This window comes from Nonlabens sp. (assembly GCF_018401815.1).
In the GTDB taxonomy this organism is placed as follows: domain Bacteria; phylum Bacteroidota; class Bacteroidia; order Flavobacteriales; family Flavobacteriaceae; genus Nonlabens.
Map to the genome: position 1 here is coordinate 417,578 of NZ_JAGYKG010000002.1, position 17,374 is coordinate 434,951.

Here is a 17,374-nt window from a genome sequence, read left to right on the forward strand (position 1 = left end):
ATTAGAACAAATGCAAGAAAATACAGTATATCATTACACATCCTTAGAAACTTTATATCATATTATTAATCAGGCTTGTACACAATTTATTACTTTGAGAGCCACACATATTGATTTTTTAAATGACTATACAGAACATTTCATAGCAATAAATTTAATGAAAGAAAAGCTTATTGCTTGTGATGATTCTAAAGGATTAAAATCAAAAGGTTTATCTGAAAAACTTAATGATAAAAGAATATCATTTTTTAGGAATGAAAACTTTGATGAAATGTATCCACATATCATCTCTTTTTCTGAATGCTGGGATAGCCTAGCCATGTGGAATACCTATGCAAATAAGTCAAAAGGAGTTGCATTAGGATTTGATAGAACTAAATTATCAGAATTAGAATATTCTAGATTTGATAAATGTGAGTATGATACTTCTGACTACGAAAATTTCTTAGATAAAAACATTGAAACACTTCACAATTGTACATCGGTAAATTCATATAGTATTGGTTTTACGCGGGATTTTGATTCCAACATACTTGATACGCACTTTAAATACCTTCCTATTTTAAAAGATAAAGGTTATGAATATGAAAAGGAGTATCGATTAATTATCCCAAATAAAATAGCAGACATCAAGCAATTAAAATTCCATCCCGGTGATCGTTTATTAAAACCTTACAAAGAGATTTCAATACCTTTTGAATATCTAACGGAAATTGTTTTAGCTCCTGGTTTAAGTTTAGAAAAGATGAAAACATCTTTAGCTCTTTTTTTAAGTCAAAAACAACAAAGTTTAAGCCTTAACAGCGAAAAAGGTAAAATTCATTTAAGAGAAAGTAAGATTCCTTATCGAGATATTTAAGTTTTAAAAGAAAACGATCACATGGTTTATCTAAACCAATTATAAACTTTATATGAAAGCAAACGAACTACCTATTACAAATTTTTTACAATCACCTAACGTACAGTTTGTAATACCTGTATATCAACGTAACTACGATTGGACTACAAGTGAGTGTAAAGAGTTAATTAATGACATTATAGCTGTAGAACAGTACGATAGAGGCACACACTTTATAGGTAGTATTGTTTTTATTCATGAAGGTACCTATAGTACAAGTGAAGTAAAGGAACTTGTCATAATAGATGGTCAACAGCGGTTAACCACTATTAATATTATATACGTTGCGTTATATCGTTTTGCTAAAGAGAATGACATGCTGAACGAGGCAGATAGGTTATTAAATATGTTCTTAACCAACCAATATGTACAGAACGAATCAAGCAAACTTAAATTAAAGCAAACAGACACCAACTCTTTAGCTTTTAAAGCAATAATGAATGGAACGGAAAACGTATTTAATCATTATTCAAATGTAATTGAGAACTTTAGCTATTTTAAAAGTGTCATAAGTGCTGAAAATTTCAACACAATCCTGAATGGTTTAAAAAGATTAATATTTGTAGAAATATCTCTAGAAAGAGGAAAAGATGACCCACAAAGGATATTTGAAAGTCTCAACTCTACAGGTCTTGATCTATCACAATCTGACCTAATAAGGAACTACATATTAATGGATTTAGATCCTAAAAATCAGAATAAAGTATTTCAACAAGTTTGGAATCCTATTGAAGAAAATGCTAGGGACTTAATTAAACAAAAGTCCTTAGTCTCTGATTATATAAGAGACTACTTAACCTTAAGAAATAAGAAAATACCTAACAAGAACAAGGTATATATCGAGTTTAAGAAATTGTACAAAGAAAAAGATGAAACCTATACGCAAGAACTGGAAAATATTAAATCCCTTTCTGTTCATTATAAAAAATTTATTAATCCATCAACAGTACAGAATCCTAATCTTCGTAGTGAATTAGAATATATATCAAGGCTTGAGATAAATGTAGCTTACCCTTTCCTTTTGCAAGTATTTGAAGATGCAGAAAATGGTTTATTATCAAGTGATGATTTGGTTAAAATATTAAAACTAATTCAGTCGTACACATGGAGAAGATTTGTAGTGGGATTAGCTACAAATGCTTTGAATAAAATATTTATGACTTTGTATTCGGAAGTTGATACGGAAGATTATTATGAATCTGTCGCTCTAGCATTAATAACGAAGCGGGGTAGTGCAAAATTCCCTACTGATGAAGATTTGAAAACAGCATTAAAAGACAAAGACTTATATAATATTCAATCTAAGAATAGGAATTATATGTTTGAGTTGTTAGAAAACTTCAATAACAGAGAATATGTAAATACATCAAATGAAAATATAACCATAGAACACATATTCCCTCAAAACCCTAATGGTGAATGGAGCCAAGCTATTTCACCAGATGACTATTTCATGTTTAAGGAGAAATATGTGAACACAATAGCAAACCTTACTTTGTCAGGTAATAATGGAGCATTAAGTAACAAGTCTTTTCTGGATAAGCAAACAATGAATCGCGAAGGGGCAGAGCAAGGTTATAACTACAGCCGCCTTTGGTTAAACAACTACCTTAAATCAGTTGATCAATGGAATATTGTTAACTATAATGAACGTTTCAATTTGATTTTTAATAGATTTTTAAAAATATGGGAATATCCTAATGTTATTATACCAGTTTCTGAAAATACTGAGGAACAAAATTTATACAATGCAGAATCTCCAACACATAAAAAGTTGGAGTATTTCATATTTGAAAATACCAAGATTGATGAAGAGGTGATTGCCAGAATGTATTTTTATGTAATTGAAAAATTATATGAGAAGAATGCACAATTACTATTAGAAGCAAAAGATATTTTCAAAATGACACGCTTATCATCTGATTTTAGAGCGCCACAAGAGTTATTAAGCGGTTATTTTATAGAATCTAATATTGATAGCAATTCAAAATTTAGCACTCTTAAAAAGCTGCTTACACTATTTGAACTTGAAGATGAATTGCTTATAAAATATGCTGACAGTGATAAAAATAAAGTACCAAATCGTTTTGGTATTCGTAGAGAATATTGGAAACAATTATTACCATTAATCAAAGGCACTGATCTGTTTTCAAATGTTAATGCTACAAAAGATCATTGGTTGTCATCAGGAGCTGGTATAAGTGGTCTAGCTTACTCATTTGTTGTTACTGGTAAATATGCCCGTATTGAACTCACAATATCTTCTTCCAGCAAAGAGAAAAACAAAGAATACTTTAGAAAGTTATTCGCTCAAAAGGAGGCAATAGAAACTAAATTCGGTAATGAATTAGAATGGGAAGAACTAGCTGATTATAAAATGAGTAGGATTAAATACGAATTAGTAAACGTAAACTTATTTGATGAAAATGATTGGAAAGCTATGAATGAGTTTTTGACCAACTACTTACCTCGGTTTGAAAAGGCATTACAGCCTGTTATTCTTAAAATTAGATAGGATCAATAATCGACATTGTAATGAGTTTTTGTATTGTTGGCATTTCGTTATCTTAAACTTGTATCTATCCTCGAATAACCCTAACTAAAAATCGACATACCCAATAGGACATTTTATAAAAGTAGTTGATGAATCCAGCAGGTTCCGTTCAACACTATTTTTCATAGTTGGTGCTATGCACCCGACGAAAACTTAGTTGTTAGCAGCAGTATTTATTGTTAGTATCTATTATACCAATCACTAACAAAACAACAAAGTGAAAGTGCTTTCAAACTGTTTATTTCTGTTCCATAGTCAGTCGATTTTCCGTGCATAACAGAGTGTCTATTCAGTTTGCTGAAATATTTCGATTTATTAATCTTATTTGATGGAACATTTAAAGAACTATCTTCTTTTAAAAGACTCACAAAGTTTGGATTTTTTTCTTTGTCCAAATGTTTATCTAAATTCTTTCTATTATGAAAAATTTTCCCATCTATAATTCCATCTCCTTGAGATAAGAAAAGAATCGTAGAAGAATAGAACATATTAGATTTATAAGCATTAAAAGCCTCTTCAAATATGGGTTTTCTGTCTGAATGTTTTGTGATTAATTGTTCTTCGATTTTTGTCAAATTTTCCCTGAAGAAATTCATCAAAATACTTTCTGCCTCTACTGTTTTTTCAGATTTGATTAATTCAATAACTTCAGATGTTTTTTTCATTTTCATCTGACCAGAAATATACCAGCCGTAGTTTAATAATGTCCTAGTGTTCTCCTCTATAGAATCATTTTTTATATCGCAAACTTTAGATATAATTGACGAAATACCACCATTTTCTTTAATTTCTTTTAATAGTTTTTCTGTGGTGGTTTTCATTCTTTTCATTTTATCAAATGCAGTTTTTCATGTTGGTGCTAAAACGGACTAGTGTATGAGCAGTAGCGGATTAAAAACCACAAACTTTTCGGTTAAACACTTACCTTTATTAATATTCATTTCCTTTAAATTTAGCACCAAACCCGCTATTGCTTATACACATTGTTGTGCGGTCGTACTTTTTTTCGGTCGTCTGTCAGCGTTGGCAAAGACATACTCTTTTGCAATTTTTGGCTTGTGTGTCGGCTGGTGCGAATTGCAAATGTGTATGGCTTTTAGCGTTGGCTTTTCGTTCTATTCATAATCAAACTTCCAATTAATCCAATTCCGACAATTACGTCAACTATGTTCCACATTTCTCTTCCAAGTGCTATTTTAAAAAAGGGTTGAAAGAGTAGGGCAAGTCCACCGTAAATAATCATTTCTGTTTTCTGATTCTGTTCATTTGCTTTGTATGCTAAAATTCCGAAACCAATTAGGGCAACAAAACGGACAAATTGATAAAATCCGTAGGGCATATCCAACAGGCACAAAAACATCAGAATTGATAAAGCAATTTTTATCAAAACTTCACTATTCTTCATTTCTGTCTTTAAGGTTATCAAAAATGTCATCATCAATTTCACTTATCAACTCAAATTCATTTGATATATGAGTGTCAAAAAAGTCGTCTTGTAACCTTGATAAGTATGAATCAGTAATAATATCTTGTTCCAAATAGTCTTCAAAATCTGGATGTTTTTCAAGAATTGGCTCGTTGTCAATTTTCAGCTTTGAACGAATAACTTTAAAAAACTTGATTTCGCTGTATTCAACTTTATCGTCTGCTTTAATTGTGTCAATTGCAACTTCAATAAGTTTCAGTTCATTTGCTTCTGTTAATTCAGTAGTTGTAAGCTCATTGAAATAATCTTTTAAAAATTGTTGACCGTCTTTATTGATAGCAAGTAACAAAGTGTCTAATTCGGCATTGATGTCAATTTCTCCAAAGGTTTTACGTTCCTTTTGTAATTGCTTAATAAGTTTGACCTCACGTTTGTCAATATCGCCATCACAAGCCATACACGAAAAAGCAGTCTTTAGCAATAGTTTATTGAAATGTAATGTTTCCATATCTAATTGTTTTTAAAACCGATTCTTGGTCGGTCATTATTATTTTCTGATAATCCTTCCATTTTCGCTCTTATAGCAATATAGCTGTGTAATTCATCTAGTTTAATTGAAGGCTTATTATTGTTTATGGTATCAAGTAAAATTTCCTTTGAAATTCTTGATTTCATTTTCAGTGCTTTTCTTGAAGCTTCATCACAAAGGAATTTTATATCACTTGAAACGTAGTTTTCTGTTGCTTTTGCAAGTTCAGAGTAGTTTAAACCAACTTCTCTTGGTCTTTTTTCCAAGTAAAGTTTAAACATTAACTCACGAGCTTCAAGGTCAGGTGGTGGCAAATAAATTACTTTGTCCAATCTTCCTGCTCTCAAAATGGCTGGGTCAATTGAATTAGGTCTGTTAGTTGCTCCGATAATAAAAATGCCATCATCTCCGCAATTATTCATTTGTGCCAAAAACTCATTAACAGCACTTGTATTCATATGATTTACATTCGAGTTGTCACGATTGGGAACAACTGCATCCAACTCATCAATGAAAATGATACTTGGTGCATTTTCACGAGCTTCATCAAAAAGGTTTTTGATTTTTTCCTGTGATTCGTTAACATACTTACTCTGAATATCAGATGGCTTTAACTGATAGAAATTAAACCCTATCTCTTCTGCCATTCGTTCTGCAAAGAACGTTTTACCACAACCTGGTGGGCCATAAAGCAACATTCCGTTTGGAATGGTCAAGCCATACTCTGCATAACGTTCTTTTTCGTTTAAAGCATCAATTACATCAAGTTGGATTGTATCTTTCAGTTCTTGCATTCCTGCGATTGCTGAAAATCCTTTACCCTTTTTTATTTCCTTTAATTTCGGTTTTGACACTTCTTGCGGTGATGAAAGCTGTTGCACTTTCATTTCTCCGTTTATTGATTTTATGAGGTCTTTGACACTATTAAAACGACTTTCAGCATTTGGCTGTAATGCTTTGTTGATTATGTTTTGGGTTTGTTGGTCTGTAACTGACGAAAACTTTAAAGGCTTTTTTCGTTCTTCAATAACAGCATCTTCCAACTTTATGGAATCCGACTTGTATTTTGAAATTTCAACGAACCAAGGTGGCAATCCTTCTAACAAGTGATAGTATAATGCACCAACCGAAAACACATCACTTTGAACTGAAAATACTTTGTTGAAGGCTTCATTGGCTTGGTAAAATGGATTTAAACCTTCCTTTAAAAAGTCCTTATTCGATTGATTTAAAAAACGAGCATATCCAAAGTCGATGATTTTTGGAATCGCAACTTTACCTGATAAATCTAACATCACATTCAAATTTGTAATGTCGTTGTGAATAATTGGGTTTTGAAGAGAATGCAAATAGTTCAATCCGTTCAAAACGCCTGAAATGATGTCTTTAGCTTCATACGGATTAATGCATTGTTCTCTTTTTAATTTGTCCGCCAAGGTTTCACCACTGATGAAATCAAGAATTGCGTAGGCATATTTTTGACCATCTAAAAGAAGTGTGCCACTATCAGAGTATTTAACCAAATTTGGGTGCTTGGTATTCTTTAAAACCTGAATCTCTAAAATGTCACCATTTGTATCAAATTGAGTTCTGTGCAATTTTGAGTAAGCAAATAGCTTCAATAATTTGGTTTTCCCTTCTTGGCCTTTTACACGATAAGTTTCGGCATAGCTTCCTTTTTTGAGGAAGAACGTTACCTTATATTTTGCGTCAATATTTTGACCTTTAGATAATATGTAAAGTGTCTTATTCATTTACAACGCTTCATCTGGGTTACTAGGTCGGGTACTGAAGTTTCCATTTTCTTGTAAAATCAGTTCATGCTCTAAAATATTATTGCTCAAAGATTTATTGGGTCATCCTTTCCAAAACTTTCGTTATTAATAAAAAAACACCTTTCATTTCACCGCCTTTCATTTCTTTTCAGGATTCCAACCTTTACCGTAGTAAAAAAATGTTTAGTAAGTACCATTTGGAAATGAGAACGTAAAACTGCTTCCTGAATTAATGTAGGCGTGTCTAACAACTTTATCATTCTTTTATGGTAACAATCATCAGAGTTACTCGTTCTTACTTTTATTGTGAACAGCCGTAATCATTACAAGTAAATTGCTACCATAATAACGCGAATGAGGAACGCGTAGATCCTGTAGCCAAAGAATTGTTGATATACTTATCATAGATGGCTTTTTCTTTTCTTTCCTTTTCAAGACGTACTTCTCTAGCAATACGCTCTTTTTCTTCACGCTTTTCTTGTTCAATGCGTTCTTGCTCTAATTGAAATGCACGTTCAGCTTCTTCTGCTTTTCGCTTTTCTTCCAATTCAATTCTTTGCTGTTCTTCTTTTGCTAAACGCTGTTTTCTTTCTGCATCACTTTCACAGGAAGAAATAATTATAGCTAAAGAAAAGAGCGGTAGAAGTAATTTAGTTCTTAATCTCATATCCTTATCTTTTTATCCAACCAATACAGAATCATCACCACTTGGTCGTTCATCATTTGGCAATAAGTCAATTAGTGAAATGACAACTGGATGTAGTTCATCTACAGTTGGGTTCTCTCCAATAATTTGTAATCCGTTGTTTAAAAGTGTTCTTGCTCTACCGCTATCTTTCCAATGGAATGAGCCGAAATTCTCGTTATGGCTTCTTATAAATCCTATTAACTGATAAATGAATGTCAGTTTAATAAAGAATCCTTCGATTTCCTCTAATAGAACATTTCCAAGTTTAACATCTTTAGCACGAATAACTTCATCCAATTGTGAACGGAACTGATTGACAACTTGCGTGGTTTTTTCATTCCCCTAAGTCGTTATTTACTTTTTCTAGGCGATAAAACTCTTCTTTTAATGTTCTCTTCCAATTTTGGCCACTCGGTGGTGTCGTTGAGTTCATCAATTGTTTTTAAAGACTTTCTCAAATTGGTCAGAACTTCTTGTTTGCCGTCCACATCATTTTTGTTATTCTCAAACGATTTTTCAATTTGCTCTAATTCTGCTTCAACTTTGGCTAATTGACCATTATCAGAGTTACCATCTTCTTTCAATTCCGCAATACTTCCTTTTGCTTTTTTGATTTCATTTTCCAACCAAGATGTTTCGATTGATGTTTGAGTACTGTCAACTTCAATGTCGGTTGAATAATCCAAATAAGGGAAGTAGGCTGTAACCGTTATTTTTTCTGACCTGTCAATATTTATTGTCAAATCCACATCACTATTTTCGGGCAGAAGTGAAGGTAAATCGGCACCACTTATTTTAATATCAGTAACGTGTTCGTTGTAGATTGCTCTTGTTCCTTCGGATGCGTGTTCGCCTTCGTAAACAGGAATTTTGATGAAGTCGGAATCCATTCCTGGACGAATTTTTTTGGGTCTTCAATCCATTTCTAGTACCGATTGCTGGTATAGATTGGTTCTTTTCCAAACCTTTGATTGTTTTGAAACGAACTTTGCCTGTTGTTTTATCTTTTAGCTCAATACCAACATTGTAAGGCAATGTTGCACTTCCAATTTTAGAACCTTGAATAACACTGAAACTTGATGGCTCACTTTCTAAAATATTTCCTTTGTCGTCAAACAGAACCACTTCAAAAACGTTAGTTTTTCCTTCATTGAGTTGGATTTCTACAACTTCACCAATTGTATTAATTTCAACTTTTCCGCTTGACCAAGCTTTGTCGCCTCTGGTAACTTCTGCAAATACCTTTTCAGGAATCTCTCCTTCGGTTTTGTCAGCTAAAATCTTGATAGGAACAAATTCTTCGGTTTCCACCGTTGATGATTCATTGGCTATTTCCAATTGAATCTTTGTTTTGTCTCTGGTTTGCTCTCTTACTTCTTCTGAAACATCTACCGTTGATGCATACAAGGCTGCACCCTTTGAAACTACCGTCATTGGGTCTGCACTTGTGTCGGGTTTGCAAATTTGTTGTTCCAACATTTTTCTTAAAACAGGAGATAATGTTGGACCACCAACAAGAATTAGTGAATCTAAAGACGAGCCTTTTAAATTATTGCGCTCTAACAGTTTTTTGCTTACATCAATTGCTTTTTGAAAAACTGGCGAAAGAGCTTTTGTAATGTCTTCTTGTGTAACTGTTATATCTAATTCAATTTCTTCTCCTTCATCATCCTCACCAAGGTCTCCTAAATCAGATAAAATATTATGAGTTTCGTTAAAAGAAAGGGCAACTTTGGTTTCTTCCGCAAAAAATTTCATTGCGTTTCGCAAAATTTGTTTTTTTGTATCGTCTGCTAAAACAGAATCAATCACAAAATTGTCTTCGATATAAGGGAGAATGATTTCATCTACAATTGCAAAGTCCAAATTTTTACCGCCAAGATAGTTGTCTCCTTCGGTATCAATCACTTTCATTATTCCTTCTTCAACTTTCAAAAGTGCAGCATCAAAAGTTCCTCCACCAAAGTCAAATACCAGCCAAAAACCATCTTTTTTGTCTGAATCTAAACCATAAGCCATTGATGCAGCAACTGGCTCTTGTAACAACTCAATATGATTGAAGCCTGCCAATTTTGCTGCTTCTCTTGTTGCTTCTTTTTGGTTATTTTTAAAAGCTGCTGGAACTGTAATAACAATAGAATTTACATTTTCATCTTTTACAAAAGATTTCAAAGTTTTTAGAACTTCTGCTGATAATTCTTCAGAAGTCAAGTCTTTACCAAGGTTTGAACTTGAATAAGCTTTATCACTACCCATTGTTCTTTTAAACTCGATATAAGAATTGGAATCAGAATCATTCCAAGTTTTCATTGCTTTGAGTTTATCTCGTTTCAGAGCATTGTAGGCGCTATCACCAACTTGTATTGCTTTCTTCTTATTGATATAAACCGAAGACGGCATTGTATCTTTTAAAGTGTCCGTTTTTTTAATGGTTGCATCACCATTTTCCATTCTTGAAATTGCGGAATTGGTTGTTCCTAAATCAATTCCGTAGTCAATTTTTGTTCTTGCCATTTTTATATTTTTTATTCTCCTACACTAACTTCAATTTGAGCTGCTTGTATCATCTCGCCTTTAAAGTTTACTTGTGGTTTAATAATTCTTGAAATAATTTGTTTTCCTGTTTCTAAATCCTCACTTGGTGTGAAATTTGCTGTTACTTTCATCCCTTCATTATATTCTTTACCCAACATTTCGACTAATTCATATCCATTTGCTGCAAAGTTGTCTTGAATACGTTGTACAGAAGAATTCAATTGTTTTAATCCTTTGGTTTTTTCATCCATTTGGATTAAGTTCTTTTGCATTCGCACAATTTCGTCTGCAACTTTCAAGGCTAACGAATGGTCTGCTTTTTCAGAAGATATATTTGGTTGTGATTTGCTTTCTTCCTGTTTTAGTTTTAGTTGAGTTTCTAAAACTTCCAATAATTTATTATCCAACTTCACACTTTCTTCTTCAAGTGAGGCTTTGGTATTTCTGATTTGGGTCTCGACATCTGTTTTACTTGAATTAATACGTTTGCCCAACAACCAATAAATCAAACCTCCTAATAAAAGTGTCGCCAAAGTTGCAATTATCCAATACAGTCTGTTTTTCTCTACACTACTGTCCAATTGGGCTATTTGAGTGTCCGCTTTTTGTCCTGTTTCTTGGATTTTAGTTCCAAGCTCTTTGGAATTGGTTACAATGTTTTGGCTGTTGGTTTGGATGAGCTGGCTTAAACTATCAATGGATGCATTGAGATTGGTATTTTGCTCCTGCAAAGTTGAGATAGTCTGGCTTTGTTTTCCAATTGTATAACTTTGGTTGTTTAGCTTTTTAGTTAAAGCATCAATCTCCTGCCGTTGCTGAAATACGTTGTCTTTTATGGTTGGTATTTCCTGAATCAAAATTGAATCTTGTTGTTGAGCAAAAAGATTAGTTGTAACAACCAATAATGATATTAAAATTGATATTTTCATAATTATAAATTTCTTAACCATCCTATTAGGAACATTACACCTAAAAAAGCAGATATTCCAAAAACTACTTCCAAACCTTCTTCTCCCCAAATCAATCCGACCAATAAAAGGAATACTGCAATCCCGCCTGCCCATTTAGCCCAAATAGGCAATGACTTTGCTGTAAGCTGTGCATTAGATAGAGCGTCTTCTGTTCTCCAATAAGCTAAGTACTTTACCTTATTGGTTTGGGAAAACCCTAATTTGCCAATTAAGAAGTCAACCAATGACTTGTATTTATCCAATCTACTAGCATCAGTCACTTGTTTGATTTTATCAACATTGGATTTCGGTATTGTTTCAAGAACCATATCCACTACTTTATTCCAATCAATGGATTCTTCAATCATTTTATTAACTTTTGTCCAATTAATTGTTTGATTGTAACCTAATGGCATTGCTAGTACCTGTGCCTCAATTTTTGCCTTGTTCGATTCGTAAGCATCTTTTATGGATTGTAATAGCGTAATTGCGTTTCCTATCTCTCGGTCTTTCATTTCTTCAAGAGTGGCAAGACTATCTTTTGCCCTATCTCTTGTTAACTTTCCAACCGCAATTGACAACGCTGTCTCATTTAATTCTTGGGCTTGCTTTAAGAAATCTACACTCGAATCATTTTCTTGACTTTTATTGAAATAATCTATTCCACATTGCATTATTTCATTTGCCAATTGGTCAGCAATTGCCTTGTATTTTAAGTCGCTAGTGCCAATTAATGATTTTAAAAGTGATAAGTCGTCCTTTGTATTTGTGAAAAGCCTTAAACCAAATTCATAAGCATTCACTTTGTCTGCTTTTCGTTTCTTTTTGCAGCTTTCAATTTGGCTTTCGATTTTGTGTAATGGTTCTTCTGTAAATTTTTTGGATAGATACTTTTGAGTAGTTCCGTTGCATCCGTTGAACAATTGCATTGTTTCCGAACTTGAATATTGATTTTTGAATTGCGTCAACAATTCATCAATCAATTTTTCAGATTGTTTTTGATTGTCAATTGTATAAGTTTCATCTGCAACAGAATGCACGAATCTTTCAAAGTATTCTGATTCAATGAGCTTAATTTTTGCTTCAATCCCTGTTTTAATATCAGATTTATCCCTGCTTAAAAGTTTGTAGGTACCTAAATTGTTGAATGCAGAGAAGTTTTTGGAATTAACATCCTTGTCAGTAGTTACTTTTTCCCAAATTTCAAGTGCTTTTGCTTCATCACCATTTTTCAGATACTCAATTGCGGTGTTGTCAAATGGACTTGCATTCAAGAACCAAAACAAGGCATAATTTACTTTGTCTTGGCTTTGCTCAACATTTGAAAATGCTTTGTTTACAGAATCTTCCGTTCTGTCAATACTCCCGAGAATATGAAAGTCAAAATCAGATTTGATTTCTTTTCCAACCTTGGTGTAGGCTTTGATTTTCCCTTTTTGCTTTTCAAGTTCCTTTGTCGTTGCGTTTGAGAGAATACCTGCAATTCGATAAGGGTTATTTTGTATTAACTCCATATTTCTTCGGTTGGCTTTGTGTTCCTAAAAATACTATTCATTCTATTTCTTTTTATACGGTTTCCCGTATTCTGTTCAATTTTCGGTCGAGCGTTGGCAAAAAACAGCTCTTTTGGTTTTTCAGCGTTGGCTTTGCGTGTCGGCAAAAACCAAATGTGCTGTTTGTGCGGTAGGCTTTTCTTGTATGCCGCACAACTATTTATATGAACCCTAATGTAATACATATCCTACTATATTATATGGGTAAAGTTAACTTTTCGCGATAGGAGCCTTTCCAATTTGTTATCACAAGGAATAAACCTTCTTGATATTCGTTAAAGTATTCTATACCTGTTTTGTTGTTGATGGAATTTTGAACAGTTCATTGGGTCAACAAATAAAATGCTATTCATTTAATTTAGGTTACGGGTTTCCTCATTCCCTGATGTCTTTATCCAAATCAACATGAAAAACTTGTGTCAGTAATCTTCTTCGTATTTCAATTCTAGAAATTGATATGGAAGGTTTCTTTTTTACTTTTTTAAGCGATTGATATAATTGGACATCGGTAGTTAGCATTTTATGAAGTTTCCCCATTTCCTTGTCCGATAACTCCTTAGCAATTTGATATACAGATTCAGCGGTTAACATAAATTTTCTTTGGGTCTAAAATAAGATGAAAAGAATCGAGTGAATGAATCTATGAGCATGGAATAATAATGGGGAGACATAATTATGTTAAATCAATGCTAGAGGTAGGTGTAAGATCAGCTACGAAAACTATGAAATATTATGATGAGAAAATTGTTAGTAGAGGAGGGATTTATGATTGAGGTAATTAAATTCATAATTAACCAAATTCATCCATAATATCTTTTAGATCTAAACCATTTGAGATTCGATATATCATTATTTCTTTGAGTTCTGATTTAGAATATTGTTTCTTTTTATTGGAAACATCAGATAAGGTTTCAGCGCTTTTTAGATGGGTATCTATTTTAGCTTTCAGCAAAATAAGTTCTTTTTGAGAAAGTTCTTTTGCTATTTGATAGACAGATTCAGCTGTTAACATAAATTTTTCTTTGGATCTAAGATAAGGGTAGAGAATTGAATTTGTGTCTTATCTTGTAAACGATACGTTGAAGTGGTAGATGATAATCTATGTTATAAACAATTCTATAAAATTGTCAACTGGATTGTCAACCAAAAATACAAAAGCCTCTTAATCAATTGATTAAGAGGCTTTTGTGGAGTCGGAGAGAATCGAACTCTCGTCCAAACGAGCGATTTAACGGCCTTCTACATGTTTAGTTTCCATTTGATTTCAGTCGTTACACCGGTCAGAAACTACCAAAGTAACGCTTGTCTCCAATTGAGTTTCTCCTCAACATCAAAGCCCTGTTAAGAATAGATTTACTTTTACGAAATCTCAAAATCAGCCGCCGTAAATCAAGGCTTCTGAGAGATTTCCTGCTTGTCTACCTAGTAGACCGAGGCACTATCCTACTGTGATTCGGATTATGCAGCTAGGGCGTAGTTATTCTCGCCGTTTAAAAAAGTTGAAAAATGAGATTTAAGAGCTGTTTCCCAGCGCTCTACATGCTTACAATTAACTCGATCTCGCTGTCAAAACCAGTCGACCCCAGTTGTTTTCCTTGACCTCGTCAAAAAAATCCATGTTTCTTATCGTTGAAAATATGGAGCACAAAGATAATCATCTGCCGTAAAACCTACTGTAAAAACTATGCCAAAAGTATTTTATCTTTTTAAAGTAAAATGCCCATTATAAGATTTGCCGCTAGGTCGCTCTACCAGAAACCAATAATCAGAAGAAGGTACATTTATCCCATTGTACGTGCCGTCCCATCCTGATCCTTGAGGATCAATAATGGCAATTAACTTTCCATAGCGATTATATATACTAATGCGCAAACCTGTCTCTCTTTTAGAATTGAATATTTGCCAGTAATCATTAAAACCATCATTGTTTGGGGTGAAAAACTTGTCGTAATACAACAGAAATAATTCCTCGCTAAATACGGTCTCTTCACAAGCTATATCTCTTACAAAAACTTGATAATCGTCTATAGGTAACTCTGTAAAGATGTTAGAATGTTGAAAAACAAGGTTGTCTAAAGAATATTCATACCTACCTGCTTCTTCCATAATCACTTCAATAGAATTGGAAGTCGACGTCCAGTCAGTAATGTTGATCATTTCTATAACAGGAAGTGGGGCTTGAGAAACATCAATACCAATAGAAGCCTCACAGGTAAAATTCCCCAGATCTTTAACTACCGTAAGTCTGTAATCGCCTGTAGTGTTAATAGTTATTTCTTGATCGGTGCTGCCTGTATTCCATTCATAACTCACAAAACCATCAGGTGCTCTTAAAGTAAGAGCAGAATTTTCGCATATAAATTGTTCCGTATCTATAGCTATGGTAAAAAATTCAGGTGTGATAATATCAAAACTAGTAATGTCATAGCACTGAAAATTCAATCTGTTGTCCATACGTACCCATATCCTTTGAGAACCTATTTCTGGGGTATATTCAATAACATTGTTGTCTCTTACTAATGCTTCTTCCTCATTTAAATAAAAACTTACTTGAAATACACTAGGATCTAAACCATCTAAAATTTCATCCTCCATATAAACAAAGAATATGGCAGTGTCTTCAAGGCAATTGTAAAGATCTTCTATAGGAGCAATGTTTGGGGAGTCATATATACTAACCTCCTTACTGTCAGAAAAAGTAGGGGAGCCAAATTGATCCCGACCTTGCACGGTGACCGTATAAGTTCCAGCTACAGGATAGGTGTAGTTGATGGTGTCACTCCCCATAATTGTTGTCCCATTTCCTAAATCCCATTCGTAATTAGTAGAAAAAAAATCGGTACCAAATCTCAATTCAGTGGTTTCTCCTAAACAAATATTTAGAAACGAAATTCCTTCTGGACGCTCTGGCAATAAAAAGGTAGGTAAGTCGAGCAGGTGGGCACCTGATGAGAAGTTAAATACATTTCTCTGATAATCACATCCCAAACCTAGGGTGTTGGGTTCGTTCACAGCTCCTAAAAAAGAAGTTCCTCTATTGCTTATATATATTTTTCCGTCTGGACCTCGTTTTAAATGTGAAAATGCCAGTCCGCCAGTTTGAGGAGTTATAGTAATAAAATCCGGTATTTGACTTAAATCGCTCAAATCATATTGCCGTATGCCTTCTGTGTTATGGGTGACATAAAGCAACTCGCTATTTAAAGAAAATTCTACCCCTGTAAGCGGCAAGGGTTGCGCAATAACAGGTTCGTCTTCATGAATAACGTTGAGTTGGCCAGTGAGATTATCAAACTCAAAAAGCAACACCTTCCCCAAATCAGGAAAAACACCTGCGATTAATTCATTATTAGGTGAGGTTTGTAGGGCGCCAAAATTGTTAAAATTCCCGTCCACTGGACTCAATCCTGTAGCAGACCTAATGGCGACGCTAGAAACACCACCAGGGGAAACTAAAAACGAATTAAAGGTGCCATCACCTTGACAGATTACCCAAATATCTCTACCATTAGCATGTTGTGCGGTAGTCAGCTGTTGCCCTACATTGTTCAATACAATCGTATGAGCACTTTCTAATAAGATATCACCTAATCCATTGTCTAGCGACATGTCTACTATGGTATAGCTCAATCGCATCATTAAGCCGTCTTGGATAATTACAAATAGGTAGTATTGATCGGGATTTGCAGGATTGCGAGTAACCACTTGTTGGGATTCTCTAAAGGCATACTCGTCTGTTGGAGTACTTGGCATGTTTTGTTGAAGTCTATTTTTAAAGACTCTTCCTTCGGTATAGAATAATAAGTTTCCTGCTGGGTCATTAACTACGGCAATATTATCAGGACCTTGAATTTGTCCAAAAGCTATAGGGCGTAGGATCCCATTATCGTTTAATGAAGATAAACCTCCTCCATTAAAACTAACGCCGGCTAATGCTCCAAAATACCAATTGTTACGCTCTGCTTGTCCAGAAGACTGGAATGGAATCCAACTACATAGGTAGATAAGAAGGATAGTACATTTAAGCTTTTGATCCAAAAAATTACAAGTTTAAAAAAGTACAGGAAAATAAAGTCGCCAATATAAGTACTCCGGCATGAAGTTGTACCGAATAAAATCTTAATTTTTAAAATGGCACCCTATATTTTTTAAGAATTGCATGATCACTTGAACCTTTATAAATCGTTCGTGCAGCATGGTAAGAAATCATCGATTCTTCAACGTATTTAGAATTAGAAATGTCTTGCTTGAAAAAAATACAGCGAACTATTAAGTATAGCAGTAGGTGAGATTAATTTTAAAACGCACGAGAATGATCAGGGTCTTTTAAAATAAGAACTGTAGGGCAACCTTAAGCCCACGGTGACCACTTTGATAAGGCTAGCTCGCTCTGCCTTTGATACCTCTATTGGTAGTGTTATAGCCCCTCTCGATGGGCATAGCGTTCGGGCTACAATGCTAGCGCT

The 17,374-nt window shown here is 33.8% G+C and carries 15 protein-coding genes and 1 other RNA gene; 2 read left to right on the top strand and 14 right to left on the bottom strand.

What is annotated here, in order from left to right; translation table 11 throughout:
- Nucleotides 1–10 precede the first annotated feature (10 nt).
- Together KG732_RS06255 and KG732_RS06260 are read left to right on the top strand one after the other, a co-directional pair.
- Entirely contained in the window at nt 11–859 is an 849-nt protein-coding gene (locus KG732_RS06255; RefSeq protein WP_213521596.1) for a DUF2971 domain-containing protein, read from the top strand.
- Between the two features lie 52 nt (nt 860–911).
- Nucleotides 912–3,413 (top strand): DUF4268 domain-containing protein, encoded by a 2,502-nt coding sequence (locus KG732_RS06260; RefSeq protein ID WP_213521597.1) that lies wholly within the window; start codon nt 912–914, stop codon nt 3,411–3,413.
- 218 nt (nt 3,414–3,631) lie between these two features.
- On the opposite strand, the gene KG732_RS06265 is transcribed toward KG732_RS06260, so the two are convergent.
- From KG732_RS06265 to KG732_RS06320, 14 genes are all read right to left on the bottom strand, one after another.
- The gene (locus KG732_RS06265; RefSeq protein ID WP_213521598.1) at nt 3,632–4,273 is read right to left on the bottom strand and encodes a hypothetical protein; all 642 of its coding nucleotides are present in this window, start codon (nt 4,271–4,273) and stop codon (nt 3,632–3,634) included.
- A 275-nt stretch (nt 4,274–4,548) separates the two neighbouring features.
- Complete coding sequence (locus tag KG732_RS06270) at nt 4,549–4,857, bottom strand: DUF6804 family protein (protein ID WP_213521599.1); 309 nt, start codon at nt 4,855–4,857, stop codon at nt 4,549–4,551.
- Nucleotides 4,847–5,386, bottom strand: coding sequence for a hypothetical protein (locus KG732_RS06275; RefSeq protein WP_213521600.1), 540 nt, complete (start codon nt 5,384–5,386; stop codon nt 4,847–4,849). Before KG732_RS06275 ends, KG732_RS06270 begins: the two co-directional genes overlap by 11 nt.
- Before the next feature lie 2 nt (nt 5,387–5,388).
- A complete protein-coding gene (locus KG732_RS06280) occupies nt 5,389–7,161 on the bottom strand; it encodes an AAA family ATPase (RefSeq protein WP_213521601.1) in 1,773 nt (590 codons plus the stop codon).
- Between the two features lie 358 nt (nt 7,162–7,519).
- On the bottom strand, nt 7,520–7,849 hold the full coding sequence (locus KG732_RS06285) for a hypothetical protein (protein ID WP_213521602.1): 330 nt from the start codon (nt 7,847–7,849) through the stop codon (nt 7,520–7,522).
- Between the two features lie 12 nt (nt 7,850–7,861).
- Nucleotides 7,862–8,167: a hypothetical protein gene (locus tag KG732_RS13055; protein ID WP_300980344.1), complete on the bottom strand. Its 306-nt coding sequence runs from the start codon at nt 8,165–8,167 to the stop codon at nt 7,862–7,864.
- 53 nt (nt 8,168–8,220) lie between these two features.
- The gene (locus KG732_RS13060; protein ID WP_300980345.1) at nt 8,221–8,760 is read right to left on the bottom strand and encodes a hypothetical protein; all 540 of its coding nucleotides are present in this window, start codon (nt 8,758–8,760) and stop codon (nt 8,221–8,223) included.
- A complete protein-coding gene (locus KG732_RS06290; protein ID WP_300980346.1) occupies nt 8,672–10,384 on the bottom strand; it encodes an Hsp70 family protein in 1,713 nt (570 codons plus the stop codon). Before KG732_RS06290 ends, KG732_RS13060 begins: the two co-directional genes overlap by 89 nt.
- 11 nt (nt 10,385–10,395) lie before the next feature.
- The gene (locus KG732_RS06295; protein WP_213521603.1) at nt 10,396–11,334 is read right to left on the bottom strand and encodes a hypothetical protein; all 939 of its coding nucleotides are present in this window, start codon (nt 11,332–11,334) and stop codon (nt 10,396–10,398) included.
- 2 nt (nt 11,335–11,336) lie between these two features.
- Nucleotides 11,337–12,869, bottom strand: coding sequence for a hypothetical protein (locus KG732_RS06300; RefSeq protein ID WP_213521604.1), 1,533 nt, complete (start codon nt 12,867–12,869; stop codon nt 11,337–11,339).
- 414 nt (nt 12,870–13,283) lie between these two features.
- The gene (locus tag KG732_RS06305; RefSeq protein ID WP_213521605.1) at nt 13,284–13,499 is read right to left on the bottom strand and encodes a hypothetical protein; all 216 of its coding nucleotides are present in this window, start codon (nt 13,497–13,499) and stop codon (nt 13,284–13,286) included.
- 199 nt (nt 13,500–13,698) lie between these two features.
- On the bottom strand, nt 13,699–13,920 hold the full coding sequence (locus KG732_RS06310) for a hypothetical protein (RefSeq protein ID WP_213521606.1): 222 nt from the start codon (nt 13,918–13,920) through the stop codon (nt 13,699–13,701).
- A gap of 173 nt (nt 13,921–14,093) precedes the next feature.
- Nucleotides 14,094–14,492, bottom strand: a transfer-messenger RNA (tmRNA) gene (gene ssrA / locus KG732_RS06315).
- A gap of 114 nt (nt 14,493–14,606) precedes the next feature.
- On the bottom strand, nt 14,607–16,946 hold the full coding sequence (locus KG732_RS06320) for a T9SS type B sorting domain-containing protein (protein ID WP_213521607.1): 2,340 nt from the start codon (nt 16,944–16,946) through the stop codon (nt 14,607–14,609).
- Between the last annotated feature and the right edge of the window lie 428 nt (nt 16,947–17,374).